The 21,081-nt window shown below is 67.6% G+C and carries 20 protein-coding genes; 3 read left to right on the forward strand and 17 right to left on the reverse strand.

Annotated features, from left to right (window positions below; genetic code table 11):
- Positions 1-81: 81 nt before the first annotated feature.
- The 4 genes from CDN38_RS04130 to CDN38_RS04145 all read right to left on the reverse strand — a co-directional run bounded on the left by CDN38_RS04130 (position 82) and on the right by CDN38_RS04145 (position 3,497).
- Entirely contained in the window at positions 82-627 is a 546-nt protein-coding gene (locus tag CDN38_RS04130) for a DUF1802 family protein (protein WP_099318788.1), read from the reverse strand.
- On the reverse strand, positions 624-893 hold the full coding sequence (locus tag CDN38_RS04135; RefSeq protein WP_099318789.1) for a DUF2277 family protein: 270 nt from the start codon (positions 891-893) through the stop codon (positions 624-626). The genes CDN38_RS04130 and CDN38_RS04135 overlap by 4 nt, the downstream gene beginning before the upstream one ends.
- A gap of 28 nt (positions 894-921) precedes the next feature.
- Complete coding sequence (locus CDN38_RS04140) at positions 922-2,160, reverse strand: PPE family protein (RefSeq protein ID WP_075511282.1); 1,239 nt, start codon at positions 2,158-2,160, stop codon at positions 922-924.
- A gap of 128 nt (positions 2,161-2,288) precedes the next feature.
- Positions 2,289-3,497: a PPE family protein gene (locus CDN38_RS04145; protein WP_075511283.1), complete on the reverse strand. Its 1,209-nt coding sequence runs from the start codon at positions 3,495-3,497 to the stop codon at positions 2,289-2,291.
- Between the two features lie 275 nt (positions 3,498-3,772).
- Between CDN38_RS04145 and CDN38_RS04150 the strand changes: the two genes are divergently transcribed.
- Positions 3,773-4,522 carry an enoyl-CoA hydratase gene (locus CDN38_RS04150; RefSeq protein ID WP_075511284.1) on the forward strand — a complete coding sequence of 250 codons (750 nt, stop codon included), beginning with the start codon at positions 3,773-3,775 and terminating at the stop codon, positions 4,520-4,522.
- Positions 4,523-4,648: 126 nt separating this feature from the next.
- On the opposite strand, the gene CDN38_RS04155 is transcribed toward CDN38_RS04150, so the two are convergent.
- The 11 genes from CDN38_RS04155 to rimP form a co-directional block, all read right to left on the reverse strand.
- On the reverse strand, positions 4,649-5,731 hold the full coding sequence (locus CDN38_RS04155) for an ABC transporter ATP-binding protein (protein ID WP_075511285.1): 1,083 nt from the start codon (positions 5,729-5,731) through the stop codon (positions 4,649-4,651).
- Positions 5,724-7,037, reverse strand: a complete 1,314-nt coding sequence (locus CDN38_RS04160; RefSeq protein WP_075511286.1) for an ABC transporter substrate-binding protein — start codon at positions 7,035-7,037, stop codon at positions 5,724-5,726. Before CDN38_RS04160 ends, CDN38_RS04155 begins: the two co-directional genes overlap by 8 nt.
- A 6-nt stretch (positions 7,038-7,043) precedes the next feature.
- Complete coding sequence (locus tag CDN38_RS04165) at positions 7,044-7,829, reverse strand: carbohydrate ABC transporter permease (RefSeq protein ID WP_075511301.1); 786 nt, start codon at positions 7,827-7,829, stop codon at positions 7,044-7,046.
- Positions 7,830-7,876: 47 nt separating this feature from the next.
- Positions 7,877-8,788 carry a carbohydrate ABC transporter permease gene (locus tag CDN38_RS04170; protein WP_099319320.1) on the reverse strand — a complete coding sequence of 304 codons (912 nt, stop codon included), beginning with the start codon at positions 8,786-8,788 and terminating at the stop codon, positions 7,877-7,879.
- Positions 8,789-8,854: 66 nt separating this feature from the next.
- Positions 8,855-10,183: an MATE family efflux transporter gene (locus CDN38_RS04175; RefSeq protein ID WP_075511288.1), complete on the reverse strand. Its 1,329-nt coding sequence runs from the start codon at positions 10,181-10,183 to the stop codon at positions 8,855-8,857.
- 17 nt (positions 10,184-10,200) lie between these two features.
- Positions 10,201-11,214, reverse strand: a complete 1,014-nt coding sequence (locus tag CDN38_RS04180) for a DHH family phosphoesterase (protein WP_075511289.1) — start codon at positions 11,212-11,214, stop codon at positions 10,201-10,203.
- A complete protein-coding gene (gene rbfA / locus CDN38_RS04185; RefSeq protein ID WP_075511290.1) occupies positions 11,189-11,686 on the reverse strand; it encodes a 30S ribosome-binding factor RbfA in 498 nt (165 codons plus the stop codon). Before rbfA ends, CDN38_RS04180 begins: the two co-directional genes overlap by 26 nt.
- Before the next feature lie 12 nt (positions 11,687-11,698).
- Positions 11,699-14,542: a translation initiation factor IF-2 gene (gene infB / locus CDN38_RS04190; protein ID WP_075511291.1), complete on the reverse strand. Its 2,844-nt coding sequence runs from the start codon at positions 14,540-14,542 to the stop codon at positions 11,699-11,701.
- Positions 14,543-14,630: 88 nt separating this feature from the next.
- On the reverse strand, positions 14,631-14,978 hold the full coding sequence (locus tag CDN38_RS04195) for a YlxR family protein (protein WP_082277181.1): 348 nt from the start codon (positions 14,976-14,978) through the stop codon (positions 14,631-14,633).
- Between the two features lie 72 nt (positions 14,979-15,050).
- Positions 15,051-16,094: a transcription termination factor NusA gene (gene nusA / locus CDN38_RS04200; RefSeq protein ID WP_075511292.1), complete on the reverse strand. Its 1,044-nt coding sequence runs from the start codon at positions 16,092-16,094 to the stop codon at positions 15,051-15,053.
- Positions 16,091-16,624 carry a ribosome maturation factor RimP gene (gene rimP, locus CDN38_RS04205; protein ID WP_075511302.1) on the reverse strand — a complete coding sequence of 178 codons (534 nt, stop codon included), beginning with the start codon at positions 16,622-16,624 and terminating at the stop codon, positions 16,091-16,093. The genes nusA and rimP overlap by 4 nt, the downstream gene beginning before the upstream one ends.
- Before the next feature lie 226 nt (positions 16,625-16,850).
- Here rimP and CDN38_RS04210 point away from each other — a divergent pair, with 226 nt between their 5' ends.
- Together CDN38_RS04210 and CDN38_RS04215 are read left to right on the forward strand one after the other, a co-directional pair.
- Positions 16,851-17,387 (forward strand): hypothetical protein, encoded by a 537-nt coding sequence (locus tag CDN38_RS04210; protein WP_075511293.1) that lies wholly within the window; start codon positions 16,851-16,853, stop codon positions 17,385-17,387.
- Positions 17,384-17,872: a ferritin-like domain-containing protein gene (locus CDN38_RS04215; RefSeq protein ID WP_075511294.1), complete on the forward strand. Its 489-nt coding sequence runs from the start codon at positions 17,384-17,386 to the stop codon at positions 17,870-17,872. Before CDN38_RS04210 ends, CDN38_RS04215 begins: the two co-directional genes overlap by 4 nt.
- Here CDN38_RS04215 and CDN38_RS04220 read toward each other — a convergent pair whose 3' ends face one another.
- Positions 17,873-19,621, reverse strand: a complete 1,749-nt coding sequence (locus CDN38_RS04220; protein ID WP_075511295.1) for a proline--tRNA ligase — start codon at positions 19,619-19,621, stop codon at positions 17,873-17,875.
- 137 nt (positions 19,622-19,758) lie between these two features.
- A complete protein-coding gene (locus CDN38_RS29235; protein ID WP_438502284.1) occupies positions 19,759-21,036 on the reverse strand; it encodes a hypothetical protein in 1,278 nt (425 codons plus the stop codon).
- Between the last annotated feature and the right edge of the window lie 45 nt (positions 21,037-21,081).

Genomic DNA, 21,081 nt, shown 5'->3' on the forward strand with positions numbered 1-21,081 from the left:
GTAGTGGCAAAACTTCAGAAACTTCGTAAGGTGGCGTGCCGCCGGCGGGATCACCGGAGGCTGCTGCTTCCCGCCGGCCCGTCAGCCGACCGCGTCGCGGACCCGGGCGGCGACCTCGGCTAGCACCGCGTCGTCATGCACCGGCGTCGCCAGGCTTGGCGCTATCGGCAGCTGCACCCAGCTGGTGCAACCGGCGTATTCGGGGATACGGGTGACCTGAACCGGCTCGGCGAGCGGGATCGCGGACACCACCAGGACGGCCAGCTTGTGCTTGGGCCGGAAGTCGAGCCGGTCCGCGCGGATCGACTCGGCGGTCCAGATATGCAGATCCTGAATGTCGTCCAGCCCCTCTGGCCGGTTAACCTGCAGTGCTGCAACAACTTTCGCCGCAGCCCGCACCACCAGTCGCTCGTCGGTGCTGTCGGCGGCCGCCTCGGCCAGCAAGTCGCGGTGCTCGGGCCGGACCCGCTGCGCGTGGCTGTGCGCGACCGTCGGGAACAACAAGAACTCTCCGGCCGCCACCTCGAACCGCTTCTCCCCGATGCCGCCCTTGCGCAACAGCACGGTTTGACGACCGTCCAGCAGCGCGTGCACGGCCGCACTCCATTCCTTCAGCGCAGGTGTCACTGGGATCTCGCCAGACGGGCCAACACCTCGGGACGGCGCAGCGGCGGGACACTCTTGGGTGGCTGACGCCGCGCCGGCAGCGCGGCCAGCAACCGCGTCGTCGTCGCCGTCACTTCAGCAACCGCGGCCTCGAATGCCTCGGCGTTGGCCGTTGACGGGCGGGTGATGCCGCTGACCTTGCGCACATACTGGCGGGCGGCGGCCGCAATCTCGACAGCCGTGGCCGGGGGTTCCAGGCCGCGCAGTTCGGTGATGTTCCGGCACATCCCTCAACGATAGGACGCGGTATCCGCACTACCCGGCAGACGGTGAGCGCTGCATCACTCGATACCGGAATCCGTATCGCTGATCAGCCGCGGCGTGCTTGCCGGCCGCTGTCATCGGCATGCCCTGCAGGTAGGCGTTCGCCTTCGCGTTCGCCAGAGAGCCGATGATGTCGAACTCCTGATCCCAGGGGGCAGCGTGCAGCGCCCGAACGCTGGCGTCCCAACTGCTCGGCGTCGACAAGGACCCGATCGAGCCAGCCTTGCCCATCACCGCCGACACCGGCCTGGCCAGACTGTCGAGGCGTTCCCAATACTGTTCGGGCACCGCTGTGGCCCCACCCGCCCCGGCACCCGGGGGCGCCCCGAAGCGCAGTTTCGGGCCCCAGCTGTCAACAACCGAGGACCCTGAGTCGCCGGCGCCGCCCGGGCTGCCCGGTATGGTTTGCTGCGCGATCGACGCAATGAATTGCGCTATTCCCATCCCGAAATAGCTCAACCCGGCCAGCCGAACCAGCGTTGTCCGTTCCGCGGGAGTGATGTCGGGCAGCAGCGCCTCAAGCCATTGTGCGAATGCCGCGTATCCCGGGAACCACGTGTTCGACGACAGTCGTGCCAGCGCGTGCCATATCGCCGGACTGGAGGCGAGCCCCCCAAACTTTGCCGATAGTGCCGTCCCCGCAAATGTCGCGGCGACTTCGGCCACCGCTGCTGTTTGCTGAAGTGGTCCGCTCAGTCCGGTAGTCGTCGGCGGCGGGTTAAACGGAGCCAGCACGGTGGCGGTTGCCGACGAGCCGGCATAGCCGTACATCGCGGCAGCATCCTGGGCCCACATCTCGGCGTATTCGGACTCGGTGGCCGCGATCGCCGGGGTGTTCTGCCCGAAGAAGTTGGTGGCGACGAGCGTCATCAGCAAGACGCGGTTGGCGGTAACCGCCGGCGGGGGCACCGTCATCGCGAAGGCCGTCTCGTAGGCGGCGGCGGCCACCCGGGCCTGGCTGGCGGTGTGTTCGGCCTGGATTGCGGTGGCGCTGAGCCATGTCACATACGGGGCGGCAGCGGCCATCATCGAAGCCGCCGCCGGACCGATCCATGCCGCGCCGGTCAGCTCGGAAATCACTGACGAGTAGCCCGACGCCGTCGCGCCCAGCTCACCTGCCAGCGCATCCCAAGCCGCGGCTGCTGCCAGCATGGATCCCGAACCCGGACCGGCATACATCCGCGCGGAATTGATCTCCGGGGGCAGCGCCCCGTAATCGCCGCACATCATCGGCGTCTCCGTGACTGCGGATCGTCACCCGCGTACAAGACCCGCAGCCGCAGAATCGCCACGGCGCAGGCGTTGACCCGCGGGCCAGGTTTTCGGCCGCTCGGTGCCGTATCGGTAGCCATCAGTTGTTATCCGGCGAACGGCGGACGCGCCATCACGGTGGGCCGAACACCGTATCGCGGACCGGAACCAGTCGCGCCGTGCCCCGCCGGCCCGGTGAGCGGCATGCCGCCCAACAGGTTTCCGGCACCGGCGCCGTCGGGCGCGAATTTGAACGTTTCGACCGGCATACGCGCCGGGATGGACTCGACGTCCGGCAGGGCCTGCGCCCACGAGGGTGGAACCGACAACCGGCCGATCGACCCGGCATGGCCCAAACCGGCCGATACCTGCCCGCCGCCGCCCACCAGGCTCCCCAAACCCGCTAAACCGCCCTGCGCCGCGCCGCCGGCGGCGGCCGCGGCCTGGGTGGCGCCGCCGAGCAACCCCAAAGTCTTGCTCGACTGAACAAAGTTGTTCGCCATGCCGATGCTGAAATAGGGCAAGCCCTCGGTGTTGTAAAGAAAGCTGGCGTATGGCTGCAAGTCGGTCAGCAACGCCGCAATCGACGTGGGAAATGTGGACGTTCCGAACAGGATCTGCCACAGCCACGCCAGCGGTGAACTCGACACCGCCGAAGCAACCGGCGTAGCGAGCCCTTGCAACATCGTGGGAATCCCCGAAATGAGACGGGCAAGGGCTGACTGGCTGGCGCCGGCCGAAGTGGCAGCGGCGTGAGTGACCGCAGCGGTTTGGCCGGATGCGCCGGCGGGGTTGACGATGTGCGGCGGCTGCTTGAACGGGGTCAAGGTGGTGGCGGACCCGGTAGCGGCGGCGTACTCGTACATGGCGGTGGCGTCCTGGGCCCACATCTGGCCGTACTGGGCTTCCAAAGCCGCGATCGCTGAGGTGTTTTGGCCGTAGACGTTCGACTGCATCAACTCGGCCAACTGCAGACGGTTGGCCAGGATCGCCGGCGGTGGCACTATCGCGGCAAAGGCGTTCTCGTAGGCGGCTGCGGAGGCTCTCGCCTGCATGGCCGTCTGCTCGGCTTGCGCGGCGGTGGCCCGCATCCAGACAACATAGGGAGCGACGGCGGCGGCCATCGCCGTCGACGCCGGGCCCAACCACCCTTCCCCGGCCAGCTGGTTGACCAGCGTTTCATAACCGGCTGCCGCGGAATCCAATTCGGCTGCCAGCGCACTCCAGGCCGATGCCGCGGCTGTCATCGACATCGACCCCGGGCCGGTATACATTCGCGCAGAGTTGACTTCCGGTGGTAAGCCGCCATAATCCATTCGCGTCGTCTCCTTAGCGAGGACGTGGCGGCATCGGTGTTGGTGCTTGATCCACCGCCCATCCCACACAGTGAGCAAAGTCACACTGTTGCGTACACAACAGTTGTTACTTGCACTTGTTAACCAGTTGAAGCGAAGCGTAGCTTTCTTCGGACCGAACGTCCAAGCCGGTTGACAATTGTTCATCGGACGTACATTGCCCAGCCATTCCCGGCCGTTCCCGGCTGCGGCGGCACAGCCCGTCGGCGCCGTCCGCAACTGGCTACGGTTGCCCTATGACCGACGACATCCTGCTGATCCACACCGACGAGCGGATCCGCACCTTGACCCTTAACCGCCCCCCGTCCCGCAATGCGCTGTCGGCGGCGCTGCGGGACCGCTTCTTCGGGGCACTGTCCGAAGCCGACGCCGACGACGACGTCGACGTGATCATCCTCACCGGCGCCGATCCGGCGTTCTGCGCGGGACTGGACCTCAAAGAGCTGGGCGGCCAATCGGCATTGCCGGACATCTCACCGCGCTGGCCGGCCATGGCCAAGCCGGTGATCGGCGCCATCAACGGCGCGGCGGTGACCGGCGGGCTCGAACTGGCGCTGTACTGCGACATCCTGATCGCCTCGGAGCACGCCCGCTTCGCGGACACGCATGCCCGGGTGGGTCTGCTGCCGACCTGGGGACTCAGCGTGCGGTTGCCGCAGAAGGTGGGCGTGGGTATGGCCCGCCGGATGAGCCTTACCGGCGACTACCTTTCCGCCGCCGACGCGCTGCGGGCCGGCCTGGTTACCGAGGTCGTGCCGCACGACGAACTGCTGCCCACCGCCCGCCGCGTTGCGGCGTCCGTCGTCGGCAACAACCAGAACGCGGTGCGCGCGCTGCTGGCGTCCTACCACCGCATCGACGACGCCCACACCAGTGCCGGGCTGTGGCTGGAAGCCATGGCCGCCAGGCAATTTCGCACCAGCGGCGACGACATCGCCGCGAATCGGGAGGCCGTGCTGCAACGCGGACGCTCCCAGCTGCGCTAGGACCCGGCTCGGCTCGTATCGGGGGTACTGCTGGGATTGCGTTCATCGAGACTGAAACCACGGCGACTGCCATCGGCGTGTCGTCTGCATGGCTACAGTGTCGCGGCTACCAGCGGCAGTCGATCCTCAGCGGATACGAGTCCCGGTCCGGCTGTCGAAGAAGCACACCTCTTGCGGATGCGGCCGGATCCCCAGGCTGTCGTCTACCCCGACCGCGGTGTGGCGGTCGGTGCGGACCACGATCCGCGGCACACGTAACGCCCAGCCCTGCTGCTCGAGAGGGCTTGCATACACAAACGATTCGAACCCCAACTCCTCCACCAACTCGGCCCGAACACGCAACGATCCCGCAGTCCCGGCCGGCACTACATCCCAGGACTCCGGCCGGATGCCGACCAGCACCTGCCCGACCGCCCCGCGTGGAACCGGAATCGCCAGCCCCGGCGACGTCAGCGCACCATTGCTCACGGTGGCCTCGATGAGGTTCATTGCCGGGGCCCCGATGAACGTTGCCACGAACGTGTTGACCGGGTCGTCATACAGCGTGCGGGGACCGTCGACCTGTTGCAGCACACCGTCTTTGAGCACGGCAACCCGATCACCCATGGTCATCGCCTCCACCTGGTCGTGGGTGACGTAGACGGTGGTGGTGCCCAGCTGACGCTGCAGCCCGGAGATCTGCGACCTGGTACTCACCCGCAGCTTGGCATCCAGATTCGACAGCGGTTCGTCCATGCAGAACACCCGCGGCCGCCGCACGATCGCCCGTCCCATCGCCACCCGTTGACGCTGCCCACCGGAGAGCTTCGACGGCTTACGATCAAGCAGCTCAGTCAATTCCAACATGTCGGCGACCTCGAGCACGCGCTGCCGAGTGGCTGCGCGCGACATCCCGCCGTTTCGCAGGGCAAACCCCATGTTGGCGGCCACGGTCATGTTCGGGTACAGCGCATAGTTCTGGAAAACCATCGCTACGTCGCGTTCCCGTGGCGGCAGATGCGTCACGTCCACACCACCGATAGTGATCTGGCCGCTTTCGACCGATTCCAGCCCGGCCAGTAGCCGAAGGACCGTGGACTTGCCGCAACCGGAGGGGCCGACGAGAACCAGAAATTCGCCGTCGGCGATATCGAGGTCCAGGTTGACGACGGCTGGCACGTCGGCGCCGGGATAGCGATGGGTCACTGCGGAATACCGGATGTCAGCCATGACCGGGTAGCTTTCGCTTGATTTGCCGGTCGAGGATGATTTTCAGTTGCTGGTTGATGTCGGCGAAGGTTGACGTGACGTCGGCTCCTTTCAGCCCAATGGATTCCAGGCCGGTCGAGATGATGCGGTTACCGCCGGGCAGGAAAACGCGTGCGTAATCTTGCGGGCGGGTGTGTGGCAGCTGGTCCAGCGCCACTCGGGCGCGGGGGTTTGCCGCCAGGTATTGCTGCTCGCTCGGGTCGTCGACGGCGGACTTGCGCACCGGCAGATAGCCGGTGCGCTGACTGAAATACGCGGTGTTGGCCGCATTGGTGATGAATGCGATGAACTTGAGTGCGTTGACTTTTCGTTCGTGGGATAGCTTGGTGGGAATCGCCAACCCCGCCCCGCCGGTCGGGCAGCCGGGCGCTCCGCCCGGGCCGGTGGGCAGTGGCGACACTGCGAAATCGAAGCGGGCAGCTGCGGTGATGCCGGCCAGGGCGCCGGTCGATGCCAGGGCCGAGGCCACGATGCCGGTGGCGAACTCATTGTTGATATCGTTGGCGATCGCCGCATACCCCTTGCGATGGATGGAATCCCGGTAAAAGTTGCCGGCCGCGATGGTGGCCGGGTCGGTGAACTTCAGCGTCCACTCGTCAGAGTAGGCGCCGCCGAAGGTCCAGTTCGGCCCCTGGAACGTCCAGGAGATGAGCGTGTCGTTGGCCCAGCCGTGTGCCCAGTTGCCGACGGTGACGGCACGCTGCAGGTGGGGACCCCACTCGTCGAATTCTTGCCAGGTTTGCGGCCCGCGGTCCGGCAGGCCGACGCGGTCCCATACCGCCTTGTTGTAGTAGAACAGCGGTGTCGAGCGGGCATACGGCAAGGCATAGTGCCGGCCGTTGAACTCGTAGTCGGCCAACAGTGAGTCGACGTAATCGCTTGTGTCCACCCCGACTTCGTCGAACAGGTCTTCCAGCGGGGTGATGACACCGCTGAGGGCGAAATGGAACCACCAGATGTCGTCCAACAACACGACATCGGGCACATCGGTTCCAATCAGCGCCGCGTTGAACTTCTGCACGACTTCCTCGTAGTCCTTGCCGGCGTCGATCAGCTTGGCCGGCAAGTCCGGAAAGCGGCTCTGGAATCGATTGATCAATTCCCTCTCCACCGCGGTGGATGTGCCGGGATGAGAGGACCAGAAGGTGATTGGGCCGGAGCCCGACTTCACCGCGCCGCTGCCGCCCATCCCCGCACACCCGGCCGTCGTTCCCGCGGCAGCGGCACTTGCCAACGCGAAAAACCGTCGGCGGCTTACCGGATTCATGGCACCCTAACCCTTGACCGCACCTGACGTCAGACCCTTGATCATTTGGCGTTGCAGGACAATGAAAATCAGCAAGATCGGCAACATCGCCAGCAGCGTCACCGCCATCACCGGACCCCAGTTGGTGATGCCCTCGGCCTGCTGCAGGAAGGTCAGCCCCACCGGCAGCGGCGCCACCGATTCGTCGTCAGACATCAGGAACGGCCACAGGTACTCGTTCCATTCGTTTACCACGGTAATGATGCCGAAGGCCACCATGGTGGGCCCCGACATCGGCAGCACCACCCGCAACAGAAGTTGCCACCAGCGCGCGCCATCCATTCTGGCCGCTTCGATGATCTCGGGAGGCAGCGACAGAAAGTGGTTGCGCATCAGGAATGTTCCGAAAGCGACACCGGCCAGCGGCAAGATGATGCCGGGAAAAGTGTTGCGCAGACCCAGTTGTGAGATCAGCGCATAATTGGAAATCACGGTGATCTGGTTGGGCACCATCAGCGCGGCGATGATCAGCAGGAACACCACATTCTTGCCCGGAAACCGCACGAACACCAAGCCGAACGCGCTGAGCACGCCGAGCATGAACTTCACCACCGCCAACACCGACGTGATGACGATCGAGTTGCGCAGGAAGGTCCAGAACGGAATTTGCTCGGTCGCGGTCCGGTAATTCTGCGGATGCCAGCGCGGCGGCCACCAGGTCGTGGGCTGCGAATAGATGTCGGGCTGGTCCTTGAACGAGGTGAAGAACACGAACACCAGTGGCCCGGCAATCAATACGACGACCAACGACATCGCGGCATAACCGAGCAAGCGTGCGGTCGCGCGACGGCCTGGCGACGTCACTGCCGCTGCCCCCGATCCATGACTCGCACCTGGTAATAGGTGATGGCCAGCAGCACCAGGAACATGATGGTGGCGACGGTGGCGCCGTAACCGGCCCGGAAGTTGCGGAACGTCTCCAGATACACCTGGTAGACCATGGTTGTGGTGCCGGTGCCCTGCGGACCGCCACGGGTCATGACGTTGATCACGTCGAACACCTGCAACGAGTTGATCAGAACGGTGATCGACAAGAAGAAGGTGGTGGGACGCAGCTGGGGCAACAGCACCCGGCGAAACGTGGTCCACCGGCTGGCTCCATCGATTTCGGCCGCCTCCAACAGATCTCGGCGTACCCCCTGCAACGCCGCCAGATAGATGACGAAGGTGTATCCGAGGTTTTTCCAGACATAGGTGACGGTCACCATGAACATCGCCCAGTGCGCATCCTGGTAAAAGTTGGGCACGCCGACTCCGATGCGCCGCAACAGGTCTTGTACCAGACCGAAGTGCGGATCGAAGACGAACTGGGCCGCCAGGCCGACGGCCGCGCCCGAGATCACAAAGGGCGCGAAAACCGTCGAGCGCACCAGATTTCGGCCACGCAACGGTTGATCGAGCAGCAGGGCCAGCACCAGCCCCAGCACCATCGAGCCCACCACCGCAGCGGTGGTGAACACGGCCGTGTTGAGCACGATCTGGCGGGTGTCGTCGCGCGCGAACCACTCCGCGTAGTTGGAGAACCCGACATAGTCGGCTTTGGGGTCGGAGACGTTCCAGTCGAAGAACGACAACCTGATGTTGTCGGCCAGTGGGCGGTAGATGAAGAGCAGCAGCAGCCCCACATTCGGGCCCACCAGGACGACGAACAGCGCGTAGTCCGGCCACGGCCGGTGCCGCGCTCGGCGCGCGTCCGGGAGGCGGGGGGTCACCGGCGCAGTGTATCGGCCAGTTGAATCCAGGGACCCGACGACAGCCATGACGGCAATTTCCGCGCGTCAGGCCGTCCCCGTCAGTGCCCACCGGCCGCTGATCGTCCGCCATCCGACGAAGAGCAGCCGCAGCGCGACGAATGTGGCCAGGCCCGACCAGATGCCCGCCAGCCCCCACCCGTACACCAACGACAACCAGGTCAGCGGCAGAAAGCCGATCAGTGCGCTGACGACGGTGGCGGTGCGCATGAAGGCAGCGTCACCCGCCCCCAGCAACACCCCGTCGAGCGCGAAAACAATTCCGGCGAAGGGTAATTGGGCCACCAGGAACCACCACGGCACCGCGATCGCGGCAAGCACCGATCGGTCATGGGTGAACAGCGCGGGCAGCAGCGGGGCCCCTGCCCCTAATGCGGCGGCGAGCACGCCCGCCGCCAGCAGCGAAAACACCGTCACCCGCCAGGCCACCGACTTCGCGTGCGCCACGTCACCGGCACCCAGGGCAGCGCCGACCAGCGCCTGCGCCGCGATGGCCAGCGAATCGAGAACCAGGGCAAGGAAACCCCACAGTTGCAGCACCACCTGGTGTGCCGCCAGCGCGGCGGCGCCGAACCTCGCTGCCACCGCTGCAGCCGAGATGAAACACGCCTGGAAGGCCAGAGTCCGCACGATCAGGTCACGCGCCATCACCAGTTGCGCGCGCAGCACCGGCCAATCGACCCGCAGCGGCACCCGCTCGGCCAGCAACGCACCCCCGAACAACAACGCTGCCAGCCACTGACCAACCAGATTGGCCACCGCGGAACCGGACAACCCCAGCCGCGGCATGCCCAGCCAGCCGTAGACCAGCAGCGGGCACAGCAGTGCCGACAGGCCGAAACCCGCGACCACGTAGCGCAGCGGCCGCATGGTGTCCTGCACCCCGCGCATCCAGCCGTTACCGGCGAGCGAAACCAGAATCGCCGGTACCCCCAGGATCGCGATCCGCAGCCATGGCAGCGCCGTCACCGAAATGCCGGTGCCGCTGGGCCCGGCGATCACCGACACCACTGGCACCGCCGCGGCTTCGACCACGACGACCGTCAACCCGCCCAGACCCACCGCCAGCCAGGTCGCCTGCACGCCCTCGGTGACGGCCGCCTCCCGATCGGCGGTCCCGAAGTGGCGCGCCGAGCGCGCGGTCGTGCCGTAAGACAGAAACGTCGCCTGCGAACCGACCAGGCCGAGCACCAGGCTGCCGATCGCCAGACCCGCGAGCGACAACGCCCCGAGCCGACCCACCACGGCGGTATCGAAGAGCAGGTACAACGGCTCGGCGGCCAGCACACCCAGTGCGGGTAGGGCCAGCGCCGCGATTCGCCGGCCGGGCACGCGTGACCGTCCGGCGTCGCTCAACAATTGTTAGCCCGCGGTTAGCCCAGAGCCGCCAGCAGGGACGTCACAACATCGTCGATCGAGCCATTGGTCGAATAGCCGGCTGCCAGCTGGTGACCACCGCCTCCGAACCGCGCGGCGACGGACGTCAAGTCAATGTCCTTCTTGGCCCGCATCGAGACCGACCACTGTCGTGGTTCGACCTCCTTCAACACCGCCGCCACTTCGGCCTGCTCGGTGGTGCGCACGATGTCGACAACGCTCTCCACTTCTTCCTGACGCGCTCGGAGGAATTCCCGGTTGTCGACCACCACGTAGACCAAACCCCGGCCATTGACCGCCTCGGGCACCAATTGTGCTGAGGTCAGCACCCGCGACAGCATCGGCAGCCACTCGAACGGGTGGGTGTCCATCAAGGTCCGGCTGACGGCCGAATTGTCGACGCCAATCTCGACCAGCCGCGCCGCCAGTCGATAGCCGCGGGCACTGGCCCACCGGAACGACCCGGTGTCCGTCGTCAACCCGGCGTAGATGCAATGGGCAACGTCCACGTCGATCGGCTTGCCCCAAGCGTCGAGAAGGTCGGCGATCATCATCGTGGTGGAGTCTGCCGACAAGTCGATGAAGTTCGCGGTGCCGAACGCATCGTTGGAAGCGTGGTGGTCAATCACCAGCACATCCCGGCCGGGACCGGCCAGGTCACTCAGCCCGCCGAGCCGCCGGACACTCGGTACGTCCACGGTCACGGCCAAAGCGACATCGCGACGCATCGCATCCGGGCTCACCAGCAAGTGGCACCCGGGCAAGGACGCCAGCGACTCCGGCAGTGTCGCCGGCGCGCCGAAGCTCACCTCGACCTGCTTTCCGCACTTGTCCAACACCAAGGCCAGCGCCAATCCGGCGCCGATGGCGTCCGCGTCGGGATGAACGTGGGCAATCACCGCAACGCTGGCGGCGGCCGACAGCAACTCGACGGCGCCGAGGGCATCGACACGCGCCCCCGGGCAGCTCGGCACCTCGGCCAGCTCAGTCCCTCGATCGGTCGTGGTCACCGGTGTCCCCAGCCTCGATCCGATCGCTAAGTCCCCCGGAAGCCCCGCCATCACGGTACGGGTCGGCGTCGCCGGCCGGCTTGGCGCCCTGCCGGACCCGCGCCAAGTCGGCGTCGGCGGCGCGGGCGCGCGCCAACAACTCCTCCATCCGATGCACCGTGTCGGAGGTGGTGTCCCGGGTGAACGTCAGGGTCGGCGTGAAACGCACCCCGGTGCCGGCTCCGACCTTGGTGCGCAGCACACCCTTGGCCCGTTCCAGCGCTGCGGCCGCGGCGGCGTGGTCCGGCTCGTCGTCCAGCGTGGGGCCCATCACCGTGTAGTAGACGGTCGCGTCGTGCAGGTCGGCGGTCACCTTGGCGTCGGTGATGGTCACCCCGACAAGTCCCGGATCCTTGATCTCGTACTCGATCGCCGACGCGATGATGGTGGTGATCCGTTTGGCCAGTCGGCGTGCCCGTGCCGGGTCAGCCATCCGCGCGTCCCCTCACGAGCGTTCCTTTTGAACCAGCTCGTAGGACTCGATGACGTCGCCCTCCTTGATGTCGGAGTAGCCCAGCGTCAAACCGCACTCGAAGCCCTCGCGGACCTCGGTCACGTCGTCCTTTTCCCGCCGCAGCGAGTGGATCGAGAGGTTCTCGGCGACCACGATGTTGTCCCGCAACAGTCGGGCCTTGGCGTTGCGGCGCACCACACCCGAAGTGATCATGCAGCCGGCGATCAGGCCGACCTTCGAGGACCGGAACAACGCCCGGATCTCGGCACGACCCAGCTCGACCTCTTCGTAGATCGGCTTGAGCATGCCGCGCAGCGCCTGCTCGATCTCGTCGATCGCCTGGTAGATGACCGAGTAGTAGCGGATCTCGACACCTTCGCGGTTGGCCAGCTCGGTGGCCTTGCCCTCGGCGCGCACATTGAACCCGATGATGATCGCGTCCGAGGCCGACGCCAGGTTGACGTTGGTCTCGGTGATACCGCCGACGCCGCGATCGATGACGCGCAGCGCCACCTCGTCGTCGACCTGGATACCCATCAGGGCCTCTTCCAGCGCCTCGACGGTACCGGCGTTGTCGCCCTTGAGGATCAGGTTGAGCTGGCTGGTTTCCTTCAGTGCCGAGTCCAGGTCCTCCAGGCTGATCCGCTTACGGCTGCGCGCGGCCATGGCGTTGCGCTTGCGGGCGCTGCGCCGGTCGGCGATCTGGCGCGCGATCCGGTCCTCGTCGACGACCAGGAAGTTGTCGCCGGCCCCGGGCACCGAGGTGAAGCCGATGACCTGGACGGGACGCGACGGCAATGCCGCTTCGATGTCGTCGCCGTGTTCGTCGACCATCCGGCGGACCCGGCCGTAGGCGTCGCCGGCGACCACCGAGTCGCCGACCCGCAGCGTGCCGCGCTGCACCAGCACCGTGGCGACCGGCCCGCGGCCGCGGTCCAGGTGCGCCTCGATGGCCACACCCTGAGCCTCCATGTCGGGGTTGGCCCGCAGGTCCAGTGCAGCGTCGGCGGTCAGCAGCACCGCTTCCAACAGCTGTTCGATGTTGGTGCCGTTCTTGGCCGAGATGTCGACGAACATGGTGTCGCCGCCGAAGTCCTCGGCAACCAGGCCGTACTCGGTGAGCTGGGCCCGGATCTTGGCCGGGTCGGCGCCCTCCTTGTCGATCTTGTTGACCGCGACCACGATCGGCACGTCGGCGGCCTGCGCGTGGTTGATGGCCTCAACCGTCTGCGGCATCACGCCGTCGTCGGCCGCGACCACCAGAATGGCGATGTCGGTGGCTTTGGCACCGCGGGCACGCATGGCGGTGAACGCCTCGTGACCAGGGGTGTCGATGAAGGTGATCAGCCGCTCACTGCCGTCGAGGTCGACACCCACCTGGTAGGCCCCGATGTGCTGGGTGATGCCGCCGGCCTCGCCCTCACGGACGTTGGCCTTACGGATGGTGTCCAGCAGCCGAGTCTTACCGTGGTCGACGTGGCCCATCACGGTCACAACCGGCGGACGGGTCTGCAGATCGGTCTCGTCTCCGGTGTCCTCGCCGTAGGAGAGGTCAAACGACTCCAGCAGCTCGCGGTCCTCGTCCTCGGGGCTGACCACCTGAACGTTGTAGTTCATCTCGCTGCCCAGCAGCTCGAGGGTCTCATCGCCGACCGACTGGGTGGCGGTCACCATCTCGCCGAGGTTGAACAGCGCCTGAACCAGCGCTGCCGGGTTGGCGTCGATCTTCTCGGCAAAGTCGGACAGTGACGCACCGCGGGCCAGCCGGATCGTCTCGCCGTTGCCGTGCGGCAACCGCACGCCGCCGACGACCGGGGCCTGCATCGAGTCATATTCCTGGCGCTTCTGCCGCTTGGACTTGCGGCCACGCCGGGGTGCGCCGCCCGGACGGCCGAACGCGCCGGCCGCGCCGCCGCGCTGGCCGGGACGCCCACCGCCGCCGGGACCGCCGCCACCACCGCCGGGACGGCCGCGGAATCCGGTCCCGGGCGCGGCACCCACGCCACCGCCGCCGCCGCGGTAATTACCGCCGCCGCCGCCATCCGAACGGCCACCGGGGCCGCCGGGCCGGCCGCCGCCGGGTCGCGGCGCGCCGGCACGTGGCGGGCGTGGCCCACCGGCCGCGCCGCCGGGACGTGGCGGCATGCTGCCGGGCGAGGCGCCCGGACGCGGTGCCCCAGGACGCGGCGCTCCGGGGCGCGGAGCCGGCGGACGCGGAATGGGCCGGTCGGCCGGTTGCGCCGAGGAGAACGGGTTGTTGCCGACGCGCGGCGTCCGGACACCGGGCTTGGGCGCCGGTCCGGGACGCGCCCCGGGAGCCATGCCGGGGTGGGGTGCCGGTGAGCTGGGCGGCTGGCCCAGTGGCGGCGTCGCCGGTTGTCCGGGTTGCGGCGCCTTCGGAGGCGCGGGAGTCGCGGTGGCAGCCGACGGGCGGGGTGTGGCTCGGGTGGGCGACGTTGCCGTCTTGCCCGAGTCGGCGGCCCTATCGGGTGCGACGGCCGTCGGTGCGCCGTTGCCGGCCGCCTTGGCAATCGCCTTGTCGAGGGCTTGGTCAAGGGACTGGTCTGCGGCTTTGCCACCATCCGTGCCAGGCACGGCCACCGGGGCCTTGGCGGCAGCTCGATCGGGGCCTTTCTCCGGACCCTTGGCGGGGGCCTTGTCGGGGGCTGGTTTGGCGCCACCGAACGATTCACGCAGCCGGCGGGCGACGGGCGCCTCTACCGTAGACGATGCCGATTTGACGAATTCGCCCTGTTCACTCAGTCGGGCGAGCACTTCCTTGCTGGTAACACCGAGTTCCTTGGCCAACTCGTGTACGCGGGCCTTACCTGCCACTACATCTCCTGTCTATGAGGCGACGACAGTTGTAGGCCGCGCCTCGGGTTTAGCTATGACACATTGTCATCGGGACTTCACGGTGTGCTCATGTTCGTTGCTGCCTGTTCTGTTGCTCAGCGGGAAACCCACTGATGTGTTCGACCACCGCTGACGTATCCGGTGAACCGGTGATGCGCAGCGCTCGGGTGAAAGCCCTCCGCCGAACTGCTTGTTGTAGGCACCGCGGTTCGGGATGCAGCCATGCACCCCGCCCCGGCAGCCTTCTGTTTGGGTCAACGATCACGACGTAGTTGCCGTTCCCGGTCGACTCAGCCACCACTCGAAGCAGTTCGTCGGCCAACTCTCGCTTCCGGCACCCGACGCACGTCCGCACCGGTCCACAGGGACTGTCGGAACATCTGTGCGCCGCCACCGAAGGCTCGCGCTGGATCACGGCTCAGTCTAGCGTCACCGAACCGGCCGCCAGAACCACCCGGGGATGGCGTTATGGTTCCGACGCCGACCGCTAGCGCTCGTGTGCCATTCCGCGGCTGGCGCCCTGCTCAGGATGACCCGCCGGGTGCGCCGGTGAATCGCCGCGGATGTCAATGCGCCATCCGGTGAGCCGAGCGGCCAGCCGCGCGTTCTGCCCCTCCTTACCGATGGCCAGCGACAACTGGAAGTCGGGCACCACCACGCGGGCGGCCCGGGCATTCTGGTCGATCACCGACACCGAGACCACCTTCGCGGGCGACAACGCGTTGGCCACGAAGCGCGCGGGATCCTCGTCGTAGTCGATGATGTCGATCTTCTCGCCGGACAGTTCGCTCATCACGTTGCGCACCCGCTGGCCCATCGGCCCGATGCAGGCACCTTTGGCGTTGAGGCCCGGGACGTTCGAACGCACCGCGATCTTGGACCGATGGCCGGCCTCACGGGCCACCGCGACGATCTCCACCGACCCGTCGGCTATCTCGGGAACCTCCAGCGAGAACAGCTTGCGCACCAGGTTTGGGTGGGTGCGCGACAACGTGATCAGCGGCTCGCGGGCACCACGGCTCACGCCAACCACGTAACAACGCAGCCGGTTGCCGTGTTCGTAACTCTCGCCGGGGACCTGTTCGGCGGCGGGGATGACACCCTCGGAGGCCTTGGTCTCGCTTCCCATCCGGACGACCACCAGACCGCGGGCATTGGCCCTGCTGTCGCGCTGGATCACGCCCGCGACGATCTCACCCTCCCGGGTCGAGAACTCGCCGTATGTCCGCTCGTTCTCGGCGTCGCGGAATCGCTGCAACATCACCTGACGAGCCGTCGTTGCCGCGATGCGGCCAAAACCCTCCGGGGTGTCATCCCATTCGCTGATGAGGTTTCCCTCGTCGTCCAGCTCGCGGGCGATCACCCGGACGACGCCGCTCTTACGGTCGATCTCGATGCGAGCGTCGGTCTGGTGACCCTGGGTGTGCCGGTAGGCGCTGAGCAGCGCGGATTTGATGGTTTCGAGCAATTCGTTGACCGAGATGCCCCGGTCGACCTCGATCGCATGCAGCGCGGCCATGTCGATGTTCATGATTCGGCCTCCGTACCAGCGGCCCCAGCCGCCGTCGCCAACTCGAGCTCGGCTCGGGGCGGCGGCGAAAACTCTACTTGGACAACAGCTTTCAGGACCTGCGCCAGTGGAATCTGGCGCACCGCCCAGTCCCGGCCCTGCCGGACCACCAGCGCCATGGTGTCGCCGGTCAGCTCGCCGACCCGGCCGCTCAGCCGGGATCCGTCGGACAATGCGAGTTCGACCTTGCGACCGCGGGCGCGGCGGAAGTGCTTTTCGCTGGTCAGCGGACGTTCGACACCGGGCGAGCTGACTTCGAGGACGTACCTGTCGCGGATGGTGTCCAGGCCGTCCAGCAAAGCCGAAGCCGAGCGCGACAGGGCGGCGATGGTGTCCAGGTCGAGTGCGGTGTCGCCGTCGGCGACCACCGTGATCCGCGGTGGGTGGGCGCGGGTGTCGATGACCACGTCTTCGATCTCGTAGCCGGCGCATGCAAATGCCCCACCGAGTAGCTCGATCACCTGCGTCTGCGAAGGTAGCCCGGTGGTCACGGCGAGCTCCTCATCTTGAGTTGTCCGGTCATCTGGCGGATTTCGCTGCCAGGGCGGTTCACCCGGCCCGCCGACGCCCAATCGTCGCCGATCCACAGGGAACCAGCTACCAACGATACGCCAGGAATCGCCAATACCGCCGTGATCAGGTCGTCGAGGTTTCACCTCCCCGGATCGTGGTCGTCCCTTGTCGTGCCCAACTCGTTGGTGATGGCAGGATGTTGCTGTGCCCAGAGCAGTACCCGTCGTCAACAGGCGGGGTGTGCTCGCCGGAGGTGCCGCTCTCGCTGCACTCGGGGTGGTCGTGTCCGCCTGTGGCGAGTCCACCCCCAAACCCCCCGCGGTCGATGAGCTCCTGGCGCCCTTGGAGCAGGCCCGACGCGACAGCGCGCTGGCTTCGGCCGCCGCAGCGGCGATCGGCAATCCGCCGCAGGTCGCTGCCGCGCTGACGGTGGTGGCCAGCCAACGCGGCGCGCATGCCCGGGCCCTGGCCACCGAGATCGCCCGCGCCGCGGGCAAGCTGGTATCGGCTACCAGCGAAACGAGCAGCTCGAGCGCCAGCCCCAGCCCCACGGGCACCGAACCCCCGCCACCGCCACCGCCGGTGTCCGACGTGGTGGATTCGCTGCGCAAGTCGGCCGAGGATGCCAGTCGCCTGGTTGCCACGGTATCGGGCTACCGCGCGGGGCTACTCGCCTCCATCGCGGCCTCCTGCACCGCTTCCTACACGGTTGCGCTGCTGCCCGGGGGACCCTCGATATGACCTCGTCGGAACCCAGTTTCGGGGCCAGCCCCAAGCGGTCGCCCGCCGGCAAAGATGCCGACACCGCGGCGCTGAGCGACGCCCTCGCCGTCGAGCACGCGACCATCTACGGGTATGGCATTGTGTCCGCGCTGTCGCCGCCCAGCGTCAACGACTTGGTGGTGGAGGCGTTGAACCAACATCGCCAACGCCGTGACGACGTCATCGCGATGCTGGCCGCCCGCAAGGTCACCGCGCCGGCAGCCGCCGCGGGCTACCAGTTGCCCAACGACGTGGGCAGCCCAGCCGATGCGGCGCGGCTGGCCGCGCGGATGGAGAACGACGGCGCGACGGCGTGGCGTGCCGTCGTCGAGCATGCCGAGACTGCCGATGACCGGGCGTTCGCGTCGACGGCTTTGACCCAGAGCGCAGTGATGGCCGCCCGGTGGAACAAGGTGCTGGGCGCCTGGCCGATCACCACCTCGTTCCCGGGCGGAAACGAATAGCTAACCGCTGATGGCTGCCGCGATATCGGTGGCCAGTGAGGCGCCGACAGCCAGCTCACGGGTCTGACCGCTGAATCGGTCGCGCAATTCGACCACGCCATCCGCCCAGCCGCGCCCCACCACGACGATCCAGGGCATTCCCAGCAGTTCGGCGTCCTTGAACTTGACGCCGGGCGAGGCCTGACGGTCGTCGAGCAGCACCTCGACGCCGAGTTGATCCAGTTCGGCGGCCAGCGCGACGGCTCCGCTGCGCGCCTCCGCGTCCTTATTGGCGATCACCAGGTGAACGTCGAACGGCGCGATCGACGGTGGCCAGCGCAAACCCAGCTCGTCGTGGTGCTGTTCGGCGACGACGGCGACCAGCCGCGACACCCCGATGCCATAGGAGCCCATGGTCAGCCGTACCGGCTTGCCGTCTTCGCCGAGCACGTCGGCGCTGAAGGCGTCGGTGTATTTCTGGCCGAGCTGGAAGATGTGGCCGATCTCGATGCCGCGCGCCATGACCAGGGAGCCGGCACCGTCCGGAGAGGGATCACCTTCGCGCACCTCGGCAGCCTCGATGGTGCCGTCGGCGGTGAAATCACGACCCGCAACCAGGCCGACGACATGCCGGCCTGGTTCGTCCGCCCCGGTGATCCAGCTGCTGCCGTCGACCACACGCGGGTCGACGAGGTAGCGAACATTGTTGGCTCGCAATGCCTTTGGACCGATATAGCCCTTGACCAGGAACGGGTATCTGGCGAAGTCGTCGTCGTCGAGCAAGGCGTATTCGGCCGGTTCCAGGGCCGCGCTCAACCTCTTGTCGTCGACCTCGCGGTCGCCGGGCACTCCGATGGCCAGCAACTCCCAGTCCTTGCCGGGTTGGCGGACTTTGACCAGGACGTTCTTCAGGGTGTCCGCAGCGGTCACCGTGCGGCCCAGGTCGGCCTGGTTGGCCCAGGCGACCAGTGTGGCGATGGTCGGGGTGTCCCCGGTGTCGTGGACCACCGCTTCGGGTTGTCCATCGATCGGTCGGGTCTCCGGGCGCGCGGTGATGACGGCTTCGACGTTGGCGGCATAACCCGACTCCGGGCACCGGACGAACGTGTCCTCACCGACCGGGCTTTCGGCCAGGAACTCTTCGGAGGCGCTGCCGCCCATGGCGCCGGAGACCGCCGAGACGATGACGTAGCGCACCCGTAAACGTTCGAAAATGCGCTGGTAGGCCTCGCGGTGTGCGTGGTAGGCGGCCTTCAGGCCGGCGCTGTCGATATCGAAGGAGTAGGAGTCCTTCATCACGAACTCGCGGACCCGCAGGATGCCGGCGCGCGGGCGGGCTTCGTCGCGGTATTTGTTCTGAATTTGATACAGGACCAGCGGAAAGTCTTTGTAGGAGTTGTATTCGCCCTTCACGGTCAGGGTGAACAGCTCCTCGTGCGTCGGCCCGAGCAAGTAGTCATTGCCGCGACGGTCCTGCAGCCGGAAAACACTATCGCCGTACTCGGTCCACCGGTTCGTGGTCTCGTAGGGCGCTCGTGGCAGCAGCGCGGGAAACAAGATCTCTTGCCCGCCGATGGCGTTCATCTCTTCGCGGACCACCCGCTCGATGTTGCGCAGTACCCGCAGCCCCAGCGGCAGCCAGCTGTAGAGTCCCGGCGCGACGGGCCGGACGTATCCGGCCCTGATCAGCAGTTTGTGGCTGGGCACTTCGGCGTCGGCGGGGTCGTCGCGCAGCGTGCGCAGGAACAGCTGGGACATCCGGGTGATCACAGGCGGCAAGCCTAGTGACTGCTATGGCGGCCGGACCCGCGCGGTTGTGGTACAGGTGCGTTGGTTGCTTTGCCGCGTTTTGCGGCCGGGCTGGTGGAGCGTCTGGGCTGCCCTGCGCATTCCTTGGACGTGGCCGGTTAGCCGTCCGGGCCGGCTTGGCCGTCGGCGCCCGCGATACCGTCCGAGCCGGCACCACCGTTTGCGCCACCACCCAACCCTTGGCCACCCTGGCCCCCGGTGCCGGCCGCGCCACCCGCACCGCCGGCCCCGCCCGGACCCCCGACACCAGCCGAGCCGTTGGCGCCGGGTACGCCCAGCAAGAACCCGGCCCTGCCGCCCACGCCACCAAGGGTCCCACCGGTTCCACCCGCTCCGCCGTCACTGCCACCGCCACCATCGCCACCGGCACCGCCGCCACCGCCCGCACCGAGACCGGCGAAGCTGCTGACAGCTTTTGTGCCGCCGCCGACCCCGCCGTCGCCGCCGGCGCCGCCGGCGCCACCGGTACCCCCGGCGCCGCCGACACCGGCGTTCCCGCCGGCACCTCCGTTGCCGAATAGCGGCGAGGCGGCGCCGCCATTACCGCCCATACCCCCGGTACCGCCGGGGCCGCCGACACCAAGCGCGTTGGCGCCGTCACCACCGGCGCCGCCGGCTCCACCTGTGAGGAAGAATAGGTCATCGCGTTGGAAAGCCAACGCAGTGGCCGAGTCACCGCCGGTGCCGCCAGCCCCGCCCGGAGCGCCCGTGCCGCCGGTGCCACCCACACCTCCGGCGCCACCAGCACCGCCATTGCCGTACAGCAGGCCGCCGGCGCCGCCAGCGCCGCCGGTCCCGCCGGTGCTCCCGGCACCGCCGGACAACGCACTGCTAGCCCCGTCGCCGCCGTTACCGCCGGCGCCGCTCTGGGCAAAACCACTCGGGATTTTGCCGCCAAGCAGGGTTGCCGCCCCGCCGGTGCCGCCGTTGCCGCCGGCGCTGCCGGGTGCGACGCCGTTGCTACCGGCACCACCCTGGCCGCCCGAGGCGAAGACGTTGCCGTCGCCACCTTGGATTGTGGCGTTGCCGCCGTTGCCGCCGTTGCCACCAGCCCCGCCAGCAGCCGCGATACCCGCGTCTCCGCCGGCGCCGCCGAATGCCTTCCCGACGAAGTCAGAGTTGCTTGTGGCGCTGGCGCCGTTGCCGCCGGAACCACCGGTGGGCGTCGCTGCCGTGCCGGGGAGGCCGGTGCCGCCAGGCGCGCCCGTTTGGGTGCCAGGTCCGACTACATTGGCTGGCGTCACCCCCGGATCGGCCGCGGGTCCGGGCGCGGGGTCGACCGCGTCTGCCCCGGCCGCACCGACGCCACCCTGGCCACCCGCCCCACCATCGCCGATCAAACCGGCGTTGCCACCGGTACCGCCGGCACCCCCCATACCGCCGTTAAGGCCCGCCACACCGACCCCACCCTGCCCCCCGAC

This window comes from Mycobacterium ostraviense (assembly GCF_002705925.1).
Lineage (GTDB): Bacteria > Actinomycetota > Actinomycetes > Mycobacteriales > Mycobacteriaceae > Mycobacterium > Mycobacterium ostraviense.